The following is a 14,866-nucleotide window of genomic DNA, read 5'->3' on the forward strand; positions in this document are numbered from 1 at the left end:
ATAAAAAAAAGAAGCCGGGAAGAAGAGATGTCTCCACTCCCGGCTTCATGGACAGCGCAAAGAAAAAGGCTGCTTCGCGCGCTTTGGCCTAAGTCGTCTCTCTGGTTCGCTTGCGAGGTTAGCTGTCGGATTCGGGCTAGAGAGTGCCCTACCCGGACAAGCGTTGCTTGTCCGCGATTCACCCCGGGAAGACGCGCCGCCACGCGGCGCCGGCTTCCATTGGTTCCCCCGCTCCCTATAAAGGGATTCAGCGATTATGGGTTGAACGATGATTGCTTGTGATGCTTCTAATCGTAGTCCCGGCGGCGAAAATTGTAAAAAGCCGCAGAAACCCGCATGACGAAATTCTTGTCGGTCAGCGGCAATGAAAGCGCGCACAAAGAATGGTATCGGCGGCATGCCTGCAAATTGCTTTCGTTTTCGGGTGTATCTCCGTTCGCGAGCCCTCCGTCTCGATAAGGTCCGGCGGATATAAAAGCCGACTATTTCTATTGAAATGAACGACTTAAAGGTTTAAAGTTAACCTATAATTTCCCAATGCCCTTATGCCCCAGTCCCTTGATTCCGCATTTTTTCCCGAGGAGGAATTTGGATGAGCACTACTTCTGCGCAAGCCCTGTTCGCCCCCTTCCGTTCCGAAAAGCTCTCGCTCGATAACCGGATCGTCATGGCGCCGATGACGCGCGGCTTCTCTCCCGGCGGCGTGCCGGGCGAAGACGTGGCCGCCTATTACCGGAGGCGCGCCGAGAACGGCGTCGGCCTCATCGTGACGGAGGGGACGCTGATCGATCATCCCGCGGCCGGCGCGAGCCCGAGTTTGCCCCATTTCTACGGGGAGGCTGCCTTGAACGGCTGGGCCGGCGTCGTCGGCGCGGTCCACGAAGCCGGCGGCAAGATCGCTTCCCAGCTCTGGCATGTCGGCATGACCCGCAAGCCGGGAACCGGGTCGAACCCGGACGCGCCTTCCGTCGGTCCGTCGGGACTGAACCTCGCCGGCGAGCAAGCGGGCGAGCCGCTTACCGAGAACGAGATCGCCGGCCTGATCGCGGCCTACGCGCAAGCCGCAGCCGATTCCAAACGGCTCGGCTTCGACGCCATCGAGCTGCACGGCGCCCACGGCTACCTGATCGACCAATTCTTCTGGGGCGTCACGAATATCCGGACGGACCGGTACGGCGGGGACTTGGTGTCCCGGACCCGGTTCGCCGCCGAAGTCATCGCGGCCTGCCGGCGCGCCGTCGGCCCGGACTATCCGATCGTGCTGCGGTACTCCCAGTGGAAGGACGGCGCCTACGAGGCGAAGCTCGCGGAAACCCCCGCCGAGCTGGACCGCTTCCTGCGGCCGCTCGTCGACGCGGGGGTCGATCTGTTCCACTGCTCGACCCGCCGGTTCTGGGAGCCCGCCTTCGAGGACGGCGTCGACCTGAACCTGGCCGGCTGGACGAAGAAGCTGACGGGCAAGCCGACGATCACGGTCGGCTCCGTCGGGCTCGATCTGGAATTCACGCGCCTCTTCCGGGAAGGGATGGGCGCCGGAACGGCCAGCCTCGACGGTTTGCTGGAACGGCTCGATCGCGGCGAATTCGACCTGGTCGCCGTCGGCCGGGCGCTCTTGAGCGATCCCGCCTGGGCGCTCAAGATCAAGCAAGGAAGGCCGGACGAATTGCAGCCGTTCGCGCCGCAAGCGCTCGGAACGCTGTACTGACGCCTAGGCGCTGTCACAAAAAAAAGATTCGCAGACAACGGAAAATCCCGATAGGCAAACGAAGGACCTCCATTTCCGCCGCAAAGCGGAAATGGAGGTCCTTTTCTTGCGATAAATCCGTACTAAGCGGAGCTCGAAAGATCGCAAAAACGAGTTCGGGCAGCCCATGGAAGGGTGAGCCTGCTCGCGCGAGGCGATCGCCGCCTCAGCTAATGCAACGATTAGGAAGGCTCGGCTTGCAGCGTCGTGAACTTGTCCAGCAGCTCACCGGCCGTGGCGGCGATATGCTCGAACGCCGCCGTCGAGCTCCTTGACGCTTTGCGAGTGATGCGCCATGTCGCCTTTGATCCGGTCGATGTCCGCGCCGATTGCCTTCAGCCGGTTCTGCATCAGGCCGAGCTGCGTGCGGATATCTTGGGAGGAGTCGCGACTCTGCACCGCCATGCGCCGGATCTCGGTCGCCACGACCGAGAAGCCCCTGGCCCGGCGGGTGCAGGCGAAGCTGCGGCAGTCTCCGCGGAAACCCGCGATTCGCTCCGCATGCGGCTGCCGCACGCGGATCAAAGCGGGTCTCGGAACTGCTCCGCGTTATGCGCCGCCGCGAATCCGCCCGCCTGGTTCCAGGCCGAGCCGTACGGGTGGGCGCCTCCTCCCCGGAACGGCAGCGCCACGACGCCGGCGTCGCAACGGACGATGCCCTTGCGGCTGCCGTTGATCAGCAGGCCGGTGTCGTCGAACAGCGTATCGGCCAGCTGATACGCGTCCCCCGCGCGGTACGAGAACACGATGCCCCGGCGCGGCCTGCCGGACGCGTTGGCCGCCGAGCCGTGCAGCGTCAGCGCATGATGAATGCTGATGCCGCCCGTCTTCGGCATAATGTAGGCGATGTCGTCAGGATTCGCCGGTTCCTCCCAGTAACGGGTCTCCTGGCAGGCTGCAACGAAGCGTCCGTCCTTCATGTGATTCAGAGGGCCGAGCCGGTGGCTCCCCTTCACCATCTGCATGCAGCCGTTCTCCGGCGTCGCATCGTCCAGCATGACCATGACGGACAACAGATCGGTATTGGTGTGGGGATAGAAGACGTAATCCTGATGCCACGCGAACGCGCCGACGCCCTTCGTCGGCGGCTTCGTCGCCAGCTTGGAATGCTGCAGCTCGATATCGTCGCCGAGCAGGGCGCGCAGCTTGCCCACGATCGCCGGATGCTTCGCCAGCTTCAGAAATGCCGGATGCAGGGACGTAATGCCGAGCGCGTGCACCGTCATCGTCTCGTACTCCTTCTGCGTGCGCAGCGCCGTGATCGGGTCCGCTTCGCACGCTAGCCGCAGCTCTTCGACTTCCGCCTCGCGCAATATCCCGTCGAACACCAGGAAGCCGTCCTCCCGGTACCGCGTGATTTCTTGTTCCGTCAGCCCTGTCTCGTTTCCGTTCGCCATCGTCGATCACTCCCGTGAATGATTGGTCGTCTCTCTCCTCCATCATACGGGTGACAAGAGCCCCCGAGCTATAATAGACTGGGGATAAACTATCAGGATTCGGGGAAAGGTCGTGGCGGGCGTGAACGGACAACTGGATTTTTTCTTCTACAAATCCCATGAAGCGGGCAGCTACGTCGATTATCACAAGCATAGCTGCTACGAGCTCGTCTACTACGTATCGGGGACCGGGACGATGAACCTGAACGGCGGGACGCTGGCCTACGGACCCGGCACGATCACGCTGACCCGGCCGAATTACATGCACGACGAGCGGCATGACGAAGCGACGGAGGTCGTCTTCTTCGGCTTTCGCTACGACGATTTCCCGGTGCAGCTGCCGAACGGCCTTATCCGCGATACGGACGAGCGGTCGATTCTGGCGCTCATGCTGACGATGAAGGAAGAGCTGCTCGCGCAGAAAGCCCATTACGCGCAGCGGGCGAATCTGTTGCTGAACGAGATCATCCTGCTGCTCGGCCGGCAGGCGGAAGCGCCGCAGGGCGACGAGCAGCGTCCCGAGCGGCTGTTCTACGCGCGGCGCTACATGGACGAGAACTATACGCAGCCGCTGCAGCTTCGCACGCTGGCGGAGCTGTCGGGCTACGGCGAGGATCATTTTCGCCATCTGTTCAAGGTCCAGACCGGATTGTCGCCGGGGCAATACCTGCTGCGCAAGCGGCTGGAAGCGGCCAAAGGGCTGCTGCTGAATACGACGCTGACGATCAGCGCGATCGGGCTCGAGTGCGGCTTCTCGACGACCTCGCAGTTCATCGAGCTGTTCCGCAGGGAGCTCGGCGACACGCCGTTGCGCTACCGGAAGACGCGCTGACGCCAAGCCGCTGCGTTGCCGGAAGTCGGCCTGACCCACGCCGGACGCCTCTCTGCTTCATCAACCGCAGAGCGAGTGCCGACTGCCGACTGCCGCCGCCCGCAAAAAAAGACGGCAGGATCGCTCCCGCCGTCTTCCATCCTCATGCGCATGCAACCGTTACTCGCTCGAATAAACCGAGAAAATCAAATCCCGCTTGCCGTCATTCTCGGTCGCCCACGTCTTGCCGCCGTCGAGCGACAGCTTCTCGTATCCGTCCGCGTACGGATCGTTGTCGCTGTAGGCGAAGCCGTAGTTGTTGTCCGTCGATTCCGTGTCCGCCGATTTCGGCGATTTGAGAATCAGGCCGTATTTCTTCGTCGTATCCAGGTTCTTCAGGCGCGGATAGATCGAGTACGGACTCACGCTTCCCGGGATGTTATACGCCGGCAGCGAGGCCGAGAAGATCTTGTCCTGCGGGTTGTCGTTCGCGTCCAGCGTGACGAGGTCGAAATAATAGGCGTCCGCCGGCACCGCGCTCACGTAGCTCTCGTAGATGTACACGTCCAGCTTCGGCAGATCGCTCTTCGTCAGCTTGAATACCTGCATCCGCTGCACGCCTGCGCGGATATCGGAGTAGTTCGCGTACTCCCCGTTGCTGTCGTCCTGCACGATGCTCGGTCCGCCGCCGCCTTTGATGTTATACGCTTCGATCTCCTTGATCGACGGAATGAAATAGTTCGTCTTCATGAACAGCCGGATCTTGGACGTCGTGACCGTCTTGAAATCGATCGTCTTGTCATCCCCGACCGTAAAGCCCTTCGTGATGTCGACGTAACGCGAGCCGTCCCAATACTGCAGCGCGTAATTGGCGATTTGGAAATAGTCGCCCTTGTATTCCTTCACCACGATTTGATTGACGGCCGTCGGTTTCCCGAAATCGATCTCCGCCCATTCGTCGTTCTGATGCTTGTCGGCGGCGCTCCATCTCGTGGACAGCTTGCCGTCCGTCAGCATCGCGCCCTCGTAGCCGGGATCGCCCCATGTGGACGATACGTTGACCGGTTTGCCGAGCGCGAGATTGACCGGCGCGTCGCCATTGCCGTTGCCCGGGCCGCCGTTCGTCACCTTGATGATCGCCGTGCCGCTCGGCGGTAGCGTATACGTGAACTGCCCCTTCGCCTTGCCGAGCCCTTGCCCCGAATAAATCTCCGCCAGCGCGTAATTCGCGCTGCCGTTCAAGCCGAGATCGGCCAGCTTGACGGTGATCGTCGCTTCGTTCTTGGCGTCCCAATTGGACAGGCCGACGTACGTCTCGCCATGCTTGCCCGTCGTATAGGCGACCGACGGAGAATGCTCGCCTTTGTGATAGAAGTTCGTCATGCTGACCGGCTTGGCCGCCCGGCCGTTCGCGGCGATGTCCAGCAGCTCCTTGTTCTGGAGGAGGCTCATGCGGTCCTCGGTCAGGAACGGGATGTTGTCGCCGATCAGCCAATGCCCGCCGCCCATCGCGACCGTCGTCGCCAGCAGCTTGCCTTCGCTCTGGCTGTATTTATACCAGAAGCCTTGGGCGAAATTCTCCGGCATGATCATGTCGGGATCGTTGTAGTCGTACAGCGTGCCGTTCGTCCACCAGGACGCCAGGTCGTTGAACGCTTGGCGCTCGATGCCGGAGTACCCGTCCACGCCGAGCGAGGTATCGCAAGCCGCCCGTCTGCCGTGGGCGAATGCCGCCGGAAGCAGCGGCGCGATCGATTCGTTGATATAGATCGGCCGGCCCGCCGCCAGCACCGTGTCGCGAATGATGCCCATGCCGATCCGGTACGCCTGCACGCCGTTGACCGACGGATCGTAATGCTGCCCTTCGTACATGCCCATATCGATAAAGTCCAGCTTGAGGTAATCGAAGCCCCAATCCACGTATTTCTGGATCGCGTTGCGAATGGCCGTCTGCGCCGCGGGGTTCGAGATATCCATCGCGTACGTGCCCAGATACGTCCGAATCGGCTTGCCGTCCTCGTCCTTGAGGCAGATGTCGCGGTATGTCGCGTCCGTGCCCGGAATCGCCTCGTCCAGCCACGAGTCGTAGATCGTGAACGGCGTCTGGTAGCCCCCGACCTTCAGCCCTTTGCTGTGCACGTAATCGGCGAAAGTCTGCATGCCTTCGTCGAACGGCAGGCTCGTATCCGGCCAGAAGCCGCCGTCTTGGTTGAAATACTCGTAACCGAGCGGCTTCAGGTTATCCGCCACGTAATCGACCATCGCATGCATCGCTTCCGCGGTCGCGTAGCCAAAATGCGAATAATAGGTGTTGTAGCCCATCGGCACGTCGCCCTTCCACTCCAGATGCGGCTCGCCGATATTGTACACCTTGCCGTATTCCTCCAGGCCCGCCTGGTAGTCGTCGTAGAAGCCGAAGAAGAACCGGTCGGAAGCGATCGCCTGCCCGCTCTGCGAGCCGCCCCAGTTATAGACGCCGAATTCGGTGAGCGGTCCGTTCGCCTGCGACGCCTGCCCGAGCTTCTGGCTGCTCTTCCAGTTCTTCACGGTCGCGGCGCCGGCGACGAAGCCCTGCTTCCCGGCATTGTCGAACATCGCGGACACCCAGTGGCTGATGCCGTTGAACGGCTCCCACTTCAGCTGCTCGCCCTCGTAGCGGTCGGCGCCGTTCTGGCTGCTGCCGAAATCGTTCACCGGCGCCACGCCGAAGTCGAAGTTGTTCGTGTACGGCGTGGTCAGGACGCGCTTGTCCGCGCCCGCGCCGATATCCAGGTTGGAGGCCGCGACCGGCTCGAGAATCTCGACCGCCTTGCCCGCCGGATTGACGACGTTCAGATCGGATAAGAAATAAGCCTCGTCCGGGTACAAATAGAGATTCAGGGTCAAGGTCGGTCCGGAATCCAGCACGCTGCGGATCGACAGCTTCACGCCGTCCTTGCCGTAGCCGTCGCGAGGAAGCTTGTTCCATTCCGCCGTCCGCTTCGCCGGATCGGAGGACCGGTAGCGCGCGTCGTCGCCGGCGAACTTGATGTCGGAGCTGAAGTCGCGCAGGATCGTCCGTCCGCCCCACGCGAAGCTGCCGAGCCCCGTCGCGAGATCGTACGCGATCGCGTAGCTGCCGTTAGCCGCTGCTACCTTGCCGTCCTTCTGTTCGACCGTCAGCTTTCCTTTCGCGTAATTCACTTGCGGTATTAACGTCCCTCCCAGCACGATCGTGATGAAAACTGCAATAAGCCGCGTCCATATGGTTGTGCGCATTGGCTGCCTCCTTGGCATAGCGTCGATTATGATACCGGCTGCTTCCGCCGTTCATGCGGGCAGAGCAGCATCCATCCCTCGTGCACGAAGCGGCGGCATATGGCCGGAAGCGCCTGACGGCGCCTCCGACCCTGCAGCCAGCTTCGTTATTTCCACAATTCCATCCGCGTGTTGTAATTGTCGGTGTAGATCTTCTCCAGCTTCGACACGCCCGCCGTTTCCAGCTCCTTGAGCATCTTCTCGTAGGTGGCGACGGCTTCGTCCTGCGAAGCGGCCATGACCATGCGCGGGAAGTATTTGGACGTGGTCTCGTTTACCTTCTGCTGGATGATCGCTTCCGGCGTGCCGCCGCTCGGGCCGAGGTTATCGAACGGCGAGGTGTCGAACGACGTGTCCGCCAGGTTCTTGATCGCGAGCGCCGACACGGGATCCGTCTGATAGCGGCCGATCAGGTCGTACGGCGTGCCGTCGGAGCCCGGTCCGTTCTTGACCGTCCACGTCCATTTGCGGATACCCGTCTGCTTGGAATAGCCGTCCCAGTCCTTCGCGAAGCCTTCCAGCGTCTCCGGCCGCGGCACGTGCTTGCCGTCCTTCATGTCCCAGTCCTTGCCTTCGATGCCCCACATCATGAGGTACTGGCCTTCTTCGCTGGCCAGGAAATCGAGGAATTGGATCGCGCGGACCGGATCCTTGTTGCTCTTCGAGATGCCGATGCCGTCCCAGCCCAGGGAGCTCTTCGGTCCGTACGTCGCCTTCGAAGGGTCGACGCCCGGCGCCAGCACCTTGTACGGGTAGAATTGGCTCTCGTCCTTCAAGGCCGGATCCTTGGCGGCTTCCTTCAGGATCGCGTTCGGCTTGCCCAGGTTCCAGAAGGCGTCGGCCGTGGAGAAATAGCTGCCGCTCGCCAGCTTCTGCTCGTACTGCTGCGTCTTGTTGGTCGCCCATTCCGGGTCGATCAGGCCTTGCGTGTACAGGGAATTCATGAACTTGATCATGTCCAGGTAGCGCGGATCCTTCACGTCCGTCTTCAGCTCGCCGCCATCCTGGTAATACGGCATGATGCCGAACATGCCCTTGAACGAGCCGGTGATCGCGCCCATGTTCTCGCCGTTGAACGTAATCGGCACCGTCGGCTTGCCGTCCGACGTCGGGTACTTCTCCTTGTATTTCTTCAGCAGCTCGACGTATTCGTCGGAGGTGAACGGCTCGCCGTTGTTGACCTTGTCGCCGACGCCGAGCTCCTTCATGACGTCCATCCGCATCAGGAAGCCGAAGACCGGGTACTGCTCGAGGCCGTACCAGTTGGCCAGGTAATAGTTCTTGCCGTCGGCGCTTCTCGTTTTCTTGAGCATGTCGCCGTACATTTCCTTGATGTGCGTGCCGTATTTGTCGATGAGATCGTTCAGCGGCACGAGCGCGCCGGCCGCGATGTATTTCTCGAGAATGTCGCCTCGGCCGATGTCCATGATGTCCGGCAAGTCGTTGCTCGCGAGCATCAGGTTCAGCTTCTCGGACGGATTGCCCGTCGGCTGCTGGATTTCCAGCGACACGCTCGTTTTCTTCGAGATTTCCTGCGCGACCGGGTTGTCGAACGTATCCCCGACGTTGGCGTCGAAGAACGTGAAGGTGACCGGCTTATTGTCCGCCGGCGCCTCCGCGTTGCCCGCGTTACCCGCTTCGCCCTCATTGCCGGCCGCGGCCGTATTCCCCGTATTCCCCGTACTCGCCGTTCCTCCGTTATTGGCCGGCGCGTTGTTGCCGCCGCATCCCGCAAGCATCGACGCCATCAACACCATGGCGACCGTAAATCGAAACTGCCCTTTTTTCCACATGCGTATTTTTCCCCCTTCACGTATTGGCGACCAATGCATGACAGCGATTTCATATCCGGTCGGACCGGCCGGTTCCGCGGGGCCCATCGCTGCCGCCTGCATTCATTGTAGACACCGGGTCCGCCGCGTTTCCATACCACTTTGCATTCAAACGTACCGGAAAACGACTTTCATCCCCGACATCACCGCTCCATCGGCATGCGGATGTGGACCGAGGTTCCGATGCCGAGCCTGCTGTGCACGCGTACCCCGTACCGCTCCCCGAAGGCGAGTTGGATGCGTTTATGCACGTTGTAAATGCCGTAGCCCACCGATGCATCGGGTCTCTCCTGCATCCGTTCCATGACCGCCCGCGGTATGCCCATGCCGTCGTCGATGACCGCCAATACGAGATCGCCCCCGTCCTCCATGAGCTTGATGACGATGCCGATGCCGCCCTCCTCGTCCCACATGGCATGATTGATGCAGTTCTCGATGAACGGCTGCAGGATCAGCTTCGGCGTCGTGAAATGCAGCAGCGCCTCGTCGAGCGCGAAGCGGACGCTGAACAGCCCCTCGAATCGAACCTTCTGGATCGCGAGGTAATGCTCGGTCAAGCGGATCTCCTGCTCGATCGGAATGCTCTTCTTCCCCTTGCTGAGCGAGATCCGGTAAAACCGCGCCAGATCGTCCGCCATCAGATGGCTCTGCCGCGTGTTGCCCGCGATGGAGAGCGCCGAGATCGAAGCCAGCGTATTGTACAGAAAGTGGGGCGAGATCTGCGCCTGCAGGCTGTCCATCTCCGCTTCCTTCTGCGCGATCTCCTTCTTGTACACGTCGTTGATCAGCTCCTGGATCCTGACCGCCATCTTCTTCAGCGCGAACGACAGCTGTCCGACCTCGTCCGTCCCCATCTTCGGGAGCCGCACGTCGAAGTTGCCCCGCTCGACCTTGCGGATCTGCTGCAGCAGCGATTCGAAGCGCTTCGTCATCAGCTGGCTCGTCCAGTAGATCAACACGATCGCGACGGCGATGCAGACGATCGAGATGTACAGCATCTTCCGGGATGCGGCCGACGCTTGATCGATCAGCTCGTTGTACGGCAGGACGACGACCGTCTTCCAGCCGTTCGGCAGCGACTTCTGCACGAAGATCGAACGTTCGCCATGGATGCTGCCGTAGACGACATCCCCTTCGTTCAGCGCTTCCGCCTTCGCCGTGCCGGGCACGATCTGGGAAATATTTCGGTACGCCGACCGCTTGGCGCTCGACGAGATAATGTCGCCGTTCTCGTCCGCGACGTAGATCGTCTTGTTCTTGTTCTCCTTCTCGATGAGGGAATAAATCTCCCATTCCGAGATCTCCATCGTCAGGATGCCGTACGGATAGTTCAAGCTGAGATAATTGAGCGAGCGCGCCAACAGGATGACCTTCTCGTTCGTCGCGGAGTCCGTCATATAGAAGCTCGTCAGCTGTCCCTCGGCATGGAACGACCGCTCGCGCAGGGATTGCGGCAAATCTTCCATATGCTTGATGAAGAACCCGTCCGAGTTCAGCGATTCGTTGTCGGAATAGATCGTGAGCGCTTTCATATTGGGATTCATCGCCATGATCTTGTACAGCGACTTGTTGATATAGTCGAACGCGTCGAGGATGTACACGTCGTTCTTCTTATACTGGTTGACCAAATAATTGCGGAGCTCCGTATCCAGGTAGAGCAGCGTCGAGAGCTGGGAATACAGGCTCAGCTTGTTCTCGATGTTGTTGTTGATCTGGTCCATCGTGCTGCCGACGTTCTCGACGGCCTGCCGGACGAGCTGGTCCTTGATCGCATGGTACGAATACGAGACGAGGAACAAGACCGGGACGATCGTGACCAGGAGAAAGACGAAGAACAGCTTGCTTCGATAACGCTTGTTGACCAGATCCGCATAGAGCAGCCGCACGGGTTTATAAAAACTTCTTGCGATATTCATTCGGCGTGACTCCTTGCGTTTTATAGAAAAACGAGCAGAAATAGGACGTGTTGTCGTAGCCGACCCGGCGGGCGACGTCGTGGATCTTGAGCGACTTGTCGCGCAGCAGCTCCAGCGATTTGCTCAGCCGGATCCGGGTCAGGTACTCGTGCACGGTGCAGCCTGTCTTCTCCTTGAACAGCACGCGCAGATAGTTGGGCGACAGATAGACCTTCCCCGCCAAATAATCGATGGTGAGCGAGTCGTGATACTCGCGGTCGATGATGTCCCTCACCTGCCGCACGAGCTGCATATGCCGGTCCTGCTGCCGGTCCTCGAGCTGCGCGCAGAGCCTGCCGCTCAGCTCCAGCATGTACCGCTTGACCTCCTCGAGGGTTTCCGCGCGTTCGATCGCTCGCTTCCAGCCGGCCAGTTCGCCGGCGATATCGGCCTCGCCGGCCGCGTCCTCGTACTTCGCCCGCTCGGAAGCGATCGCGCCGAGCAGCTCGCCGGCGCCTTGGAGCACGCGCGATTTCGTGGCCCGGAGGCTGTGCATGACGTCGAAGAAACGGCCGACGGCCTCGGCGGTCCCTTCCCGGTCGGACAGATCGAGCTTGCCGGGCCGCTCCGCGTCGTCGGTCGCGCCGAAGCCCAGGTCAAGCCGGGCATGCAGCCGGGAGTCCAGCACCACGTTCCCCGGCCCGGCGAAGAAACGCTCGTCGGCCGCGTTCCTCGCCTTCGCGAACAGCGCGCTTCCCTCATGCAGCGCGGCCTCCCGGTCGCATACCCCGATCGTCGCCGTCCGGCCGAGCGCGGTCTTGATCGCGTCCGCCAGCTCTTCCCACAACCCGGCCGCCTCCGGCACGGCCGCAGCGGGAAGCGCGAGCAGCCATTCATGCTCGTTCAATCCGATCACCGTTCCTTCGAGCCCGCGGGCTTCCAGCCGCTCGCGGAGCATTTGTGCCGTTCGCGGCGCCTCGCGCGCCGTCCCCGGGCTGTCCGCGAGCAGGTCCGAATACCCGTCCACGCTGATTAAAGCGGTTACAAATTTTCGGTCCGCGTATTCGGGATACAGAGCGATCAGCTCCCTCCACGCCTGTTCCCGGCTTCCGGCGTCCGTCCCGACGAGCAGGGCAGCCAACAGATTTTCGATCAGCACCTCTTTCGAGCGGCGAAGCAGCTTCGCTTTCTCCACCTCGGCCTTCGCCTTGGCCATGACGGCGGACAGCTCGCCGCGATCGATCGGCTTGAGCAGATAGCCGACCGCGCCCGATTCCAGCGCGGATCTCACGTATGTAAACTCGTCGTGCCCGCTCAGGAACACGACCTTGATCCAATCGAAACGTTCCTGGACGAGCGCCGCCAGCTGAAGTCCGTCCATGAACGGCATGCGCACGTCGGACAGCACGATATCCGGCTGCAGCGTCTGGATCTCCTCCCAAGCCTTCTTGCCGTTCTTGGCGGCGCCGACGACCTCGAGCCCCATTTCTCCCCAATCGATATGGTTCTTCATCAGGTTCAGTTCGATGATTTCATCCTCCACAAGATATACAGCCAGCATTTCCGAACCCTCCCCCTATTACGTCCAGACCTATTATACTATCTGTCCCGATCCGCGAAGAAGACCGAAAAGCCCCATTGCGGCATGAAAGACGTTTTCCCGCACGATTCTGCACATTGTTGTATTGCTGGCGCAAATCGCGGACCCGTATACTTTTCCCAATATGAACGAAAGAGGTGCACCCCATGGAAACGGCTGCGACGACGATGCGCACCAAGGAGAAGACGGCCAAAAAGAAATTCAAGCACCGGCTCATGGAGCAGCGGTTTCTCCTGCTTATGCTTCTTCCCGCGATTATTTGGGCGGTCTTGTTCGCCTACTTGCCGATGGCCGGGCTCTATATGGCCTTTATCAATTACCAGCCGATGCTCGGCAGCTTCTGGACCAACATGTTCCACGGCGAGTTCGTCGGCCTGAAATGGTTCGACTATTTCTTCAGCAACGGCGATTTCTTCATCATCATGCGCAACACGCTGGCTTCGACGCTGCTGACCTTGATCGTGTCCTTCCCCGTCCCGATCCTGATCGCGATCGCCGTGAACGAGATCAAAGGCGCCGCGTTCAAGAAAACGGTGCAGACCGTGTCCTACCTGCCGCATTTCATCTCCTGGGTCATCGCCGCGAACATCATCGTCACCGTGCTCTCCTCGGACGGCATCGTGAACGACCTGCTCAAGTGGCTGCATCTGACCAAGGACAGCATTCTGTTCCTCCAAGAGGGCAAATATTTCTGGTGGATCGTCGCCTTCGGCAATACGTGGAAGGAGATGGGCTACAGCTCGATCATCTATCTGGCGGCGATCTCGTCGATCAACCTGGATCTGTACGAGGCCGCCAAGGTCGACGGAGCCGGACGGTTCAAGCAGATCCTCTACGTCACGCTGCCGCATCTGAAGCCGACGATCGTCATCCTGCTCATCCTGTCGCTGGGCGGCGTCCTGAATGCCGGGTTCGACCAGCATTTCCTGCTGAGCAACGGCCTGAACCAGGATTATTCGGACGTGCTCTCGACGTACTCGTTCCGGTACGGCCTGCAAAATTCCATGTTCTCCTACGCGTCGGCCGTCGGCCTGTTCAATTCCGTCGTCGCCTTCCTGATCATCGTGATCGTCAATTACGCCTCCAAGAGGTTCAACAACCAATCGCTATTCTAAGGAAGCAGGTGCAGCATGCTCGGAAAAAGCACGATTTCGGATAAAGCGTTCGATGCGGCGATGTACGCGTTTCTGTTTCTCGTCTTCGTCGTCACCTTCTATCCGTTCTGGAACATCCTTATCGTCTCGCTGAACGATGCCACCGACTCCGTTCGGGGCGGCCTCTATCTCTGGCCCCGGGAATTCACGCTCGAGAGCTATCGGTCGATCCTGCGCAATTCGGAGCTGATCAGCTCCGTGAAGGTTACCGTCCTGCGGACGATCGTCGGCACGCCGCTCTCCGTGATCGCGATCTGCATGATGGCCTTCTCGCTCAGCAAGCGCGAATTGATCGCCTGGCGCTTCTTCACGCTGTTCTTCATCTTCACGATGTACTTCGGCGGCGGCTTGATCCCGACGTACATGATCATCAAGTCGCTCCATCTGATCGACTCCTTCTGGGTGTTCGTGTTCCCGGGCCTGATCGGCGTCTTCCTGATGATTCTCGTGCGGACGTACATCGAGCAGCTGCCGCCGGAGCTCGAAGAGTCGGCCAAGATCGACGGGGCGAACGACCTGCAGATCTTCGGCAGCATCGTGCTCCCGCTCTGCGTGCCGGTGCTCGCCACCATCGCGCTGTTCATCGGAATCGGGCATTGGAACGCTTGGTACGACTCGTACATCTACACGTACAAGCCGGAGCTCAAGACGCTGCAGGCGGTGCTCGTGAAGATCCTGAACCAGTTCCAGACGGGCGCCATGGTGTCCGAAGCGGAGGCATTGGCCAAGTCGTCGAAGCGCATCCCCGTGTCCGGCGAAAGCATCCGCATGGCGGTGACCATGGTCTCGACGCTGCCCATCATCCTCGTCTATCCGTTCATCCAGCGCTTCTTCGTGAAGGGCATCATGATGGGCGCGATCAAGAGCTGACCGCATGGCGGATTGACGCGACGGTGCTGATTGGCGCGGCTTAACGCGGGTTGGTTGGCACGCACGAATGCTTCTCCGGTTCATATCGCCGATCGCGGTGCATGAACCGGAGTTTTTGCGTTTGCTCGGCGGCAGCCGGCGCGGCCGCCTTACGCTCCTGGGCCGCCGGCTCGCGTCACGGCCGGCGGAAGTCTTGCTTTCCGCAGGTATATCTGGTTGCGATTAGG

The 14,866-nt window shown here is 60.6% G+C and carries 10 protein-coding genes and 1 riboswitch; of the genes, 4 read left to right on the forward strand and 6 right to left on the reverse strand.

The window, feature by feature from the left end; translation table 11 throughout:
- Positions 1–92 precede the first annotated feature (92 nt).
- Positions 93–263: riboswitch (cyclic di-AMP (ydaO/yuaA leader) on the reverse strand.
- 329 nt (positions 264–592) lie between these two features.
- On the forward strand, positions 593–1,705 hold the full coding sequence (locus tag AC50YL_RS04985; protein ID WP_494829867.1) for an NADH:flavin oxidoreductase: 1,113 nt from the start codon (positions 593–595) through the stop codon (positions 1,703–1,705).
- 264 nt (positions 1,706–1,969) lie between these two features.
- Here AC50YL_RS04985 and AC50YL_RS04990 read toward each other — a convergent pair whose 3' ends face one another.
- On the reverse strand, positions 1,970–2,170 hold the full coding sequence (locus AC50YL_RS04990) for a hypothetical protein (RefSeq protein WP_494829868.1): 201 nt from the start codon (positions 2,168–2,170) through the stop codon (positions 1,970–1,972).
- Positions 2,171–2,265: 95 nt separating this feature from the next.
- Positions 2,266–3,141: a phytanoyl-CoA dioxygenase family protein gene (locus AC50YL_RS04995; RefSeq protein ID WP_494829870.1), complete on the reverse strand. Its 876-nt coding sequence runs from the start codon at positions 3,139–3,141 to the stop codon at positions 2,266–2,268.
- Positions 3,142–3,262: 121 nt separating this feature from the next.
- Between AC50YL_RS04995 and AC50YL_RS05000 the strand changes: the two genes are divergently transcribed.
- Positions 3,263–4,012 (forward strand): AraC family transcriptional regulator, encoded by a 750-nt coding sequence (locus AC50YL_RS05000; RefSeq protein ID WP_494829872.1) that lies wholly within the window; start codon positions 3,263–3,265, stop codon positions 4,010–4,012.
- A 159-nt stretch (positions 4,013–4,171) separates the two neighbouring features.
- Here the strand turns inward: AC50YL_RS05000 and AC50YL_RS05005 are convergent, their stop codons facing one another.
- The 4 genes from AC50YL_RS05005 to AC50YL_RS05020 all read right to left on the reverse strand — a co-directional run bounded on the left by AC50YL_RS05005 (position 4,172) and on the right by AC50YL_RS05020 (position 12,576).
- Positions 4,172–7,249, reverse strand: a complete 3,078-nt coding sequence (locus AC50YL_RS05005; RefSeq protein WP_494829874.1) for a galactose-binding domain-containing protein — start codon at positions 7,247–7,249, stop codon at positions 4,172–4,174.
- A gap of 146 nt (positions 7,250–7,395) precedes the next feature.
- Complete coding sequence (locus AC50YL_RS05010; RefSeq protein WP_494829876.1) at positions 7,396–9,081, reverse strand: ABC transporter substrate-binding protein; 1,686 nt, start codon at positions 9,079–9,081, stop codon at positions 7,396–7,398.
- Between the two features lie 182 nt (positions 9,082–9,263).
- Positions 9,264–11,036 (reverse strand): cache domain-containing sensor histidine kinase, encoded by a 1,773-nt coding sequence (locus AC50YL_RS05015; protein WP_494829877.1) that lies wholly within the window; start codon positions 11,034–11,036, stop codon positions 9,264–9,266.
- Positions 11,011–12,576: a response regulator transcription factor gene (locus AC50YL_RS05020; protein WP_494829878.1), complete on the reverse strand. Its 1,566-nt coding sequence runs from the start codon at positions 12,574–12,576 to the stop codon at positions 11,011–11,013. Before AC50YL_RS05020 ends, AC50YL_RS05015 begins: the two co-directional genes overlap by 26 nt.
- 206 nt (positions 12,577–12,782) lie before the next feature.
- Between AC50YL_RS05020 and AC50YL_RS05025 the strand changes: the two genes are divergently transcribed.
- Complete coding sequence (locus AC50YL_RS05025; protein ID WP_494831150.1) at positions 12,783–13,730, forward strand: ABC transporter permease; 948 nt, start codon at positions 12,783–12,785, stop codon at positions 13,728–13,730.
- A gap of 15 nt (positions 13,731–13,745) precedes the next feature.
- Positions 13,746–14,639 (forward strand): carbohydrate ABC transporter permease, encoded by an 894-nt coding sequence (locus AC50YL_RS05030; protein WP_494829880.1) that lies wholly within the window; start codon positions 13,746–13,748, stop codon positions 14,637–14,639.
- Positions 14,640–14,866 lie beyond the last annotated feature (227 nt).

The organism is Paenibacillus sp. J22P277 (genome assembly GCF_059383675.1).

Bases quoted from the DNA above. Each gene is read 5' to 3' on its own strand.
- AC50YL_RS05020 (WP_494829878.1), bottom strand. From the start codon at position 12,576: ATGCTGGCTGTATATCTTGTGGAGGATGAAATCATCGAACTGAACCTG.
- AC50YL_RS05030 (WP_494829880.1), top strand. From the start codon at position 13,746: ATGCTCGGAAAAAGCACGATTTCGGATAAAGCGTTCGATGCGGCGATG.
- AC50YL_RS05025 (WP_494831150.1), top strand. From the start codon at position 12,783: ATGCGCACCAAGGAGAAGACGGCCAAAAAGAAATTCAAGCACCGGCTC.
- AC50YL_RS04995 (WP_494829870.1), bottom strand. From the start codon at position 3,141: ATGGCGAACGGAAACGAGACAGGGCTGACGGAACAAGAAATCACGCGG.
- AC50YL_RS05015 (WP_494829877.1), bottom strand. From the start codon at position 11,036: ATGAATATCGCAAGAAGTTTTTATAAACCCGTGCGGCTGCTCTATGCG.
- AC50YL_RS04985 (WP_494829867.1), top strand. From the start codon at position 593: ATGAGCACTACTTCTGCGCAAGCCCTGTTCGCCCCCTTCCGTTCCGAA.
- AC50YL_RS05005 (WP_494829874.1), bottom strand. From the start codon at position 7,249: ATGCGCACAACCATATGGACGCGGCTTATTGCAGTTTTCATCACGATC.
- AC50YL_RS05010 (WP_494829876.1), bottom strand. From the start codon at position 9,081: ATGTGGAAAAAAGGGCAGTTTCGATTTACGGTCGCCATGGTGTTGATG.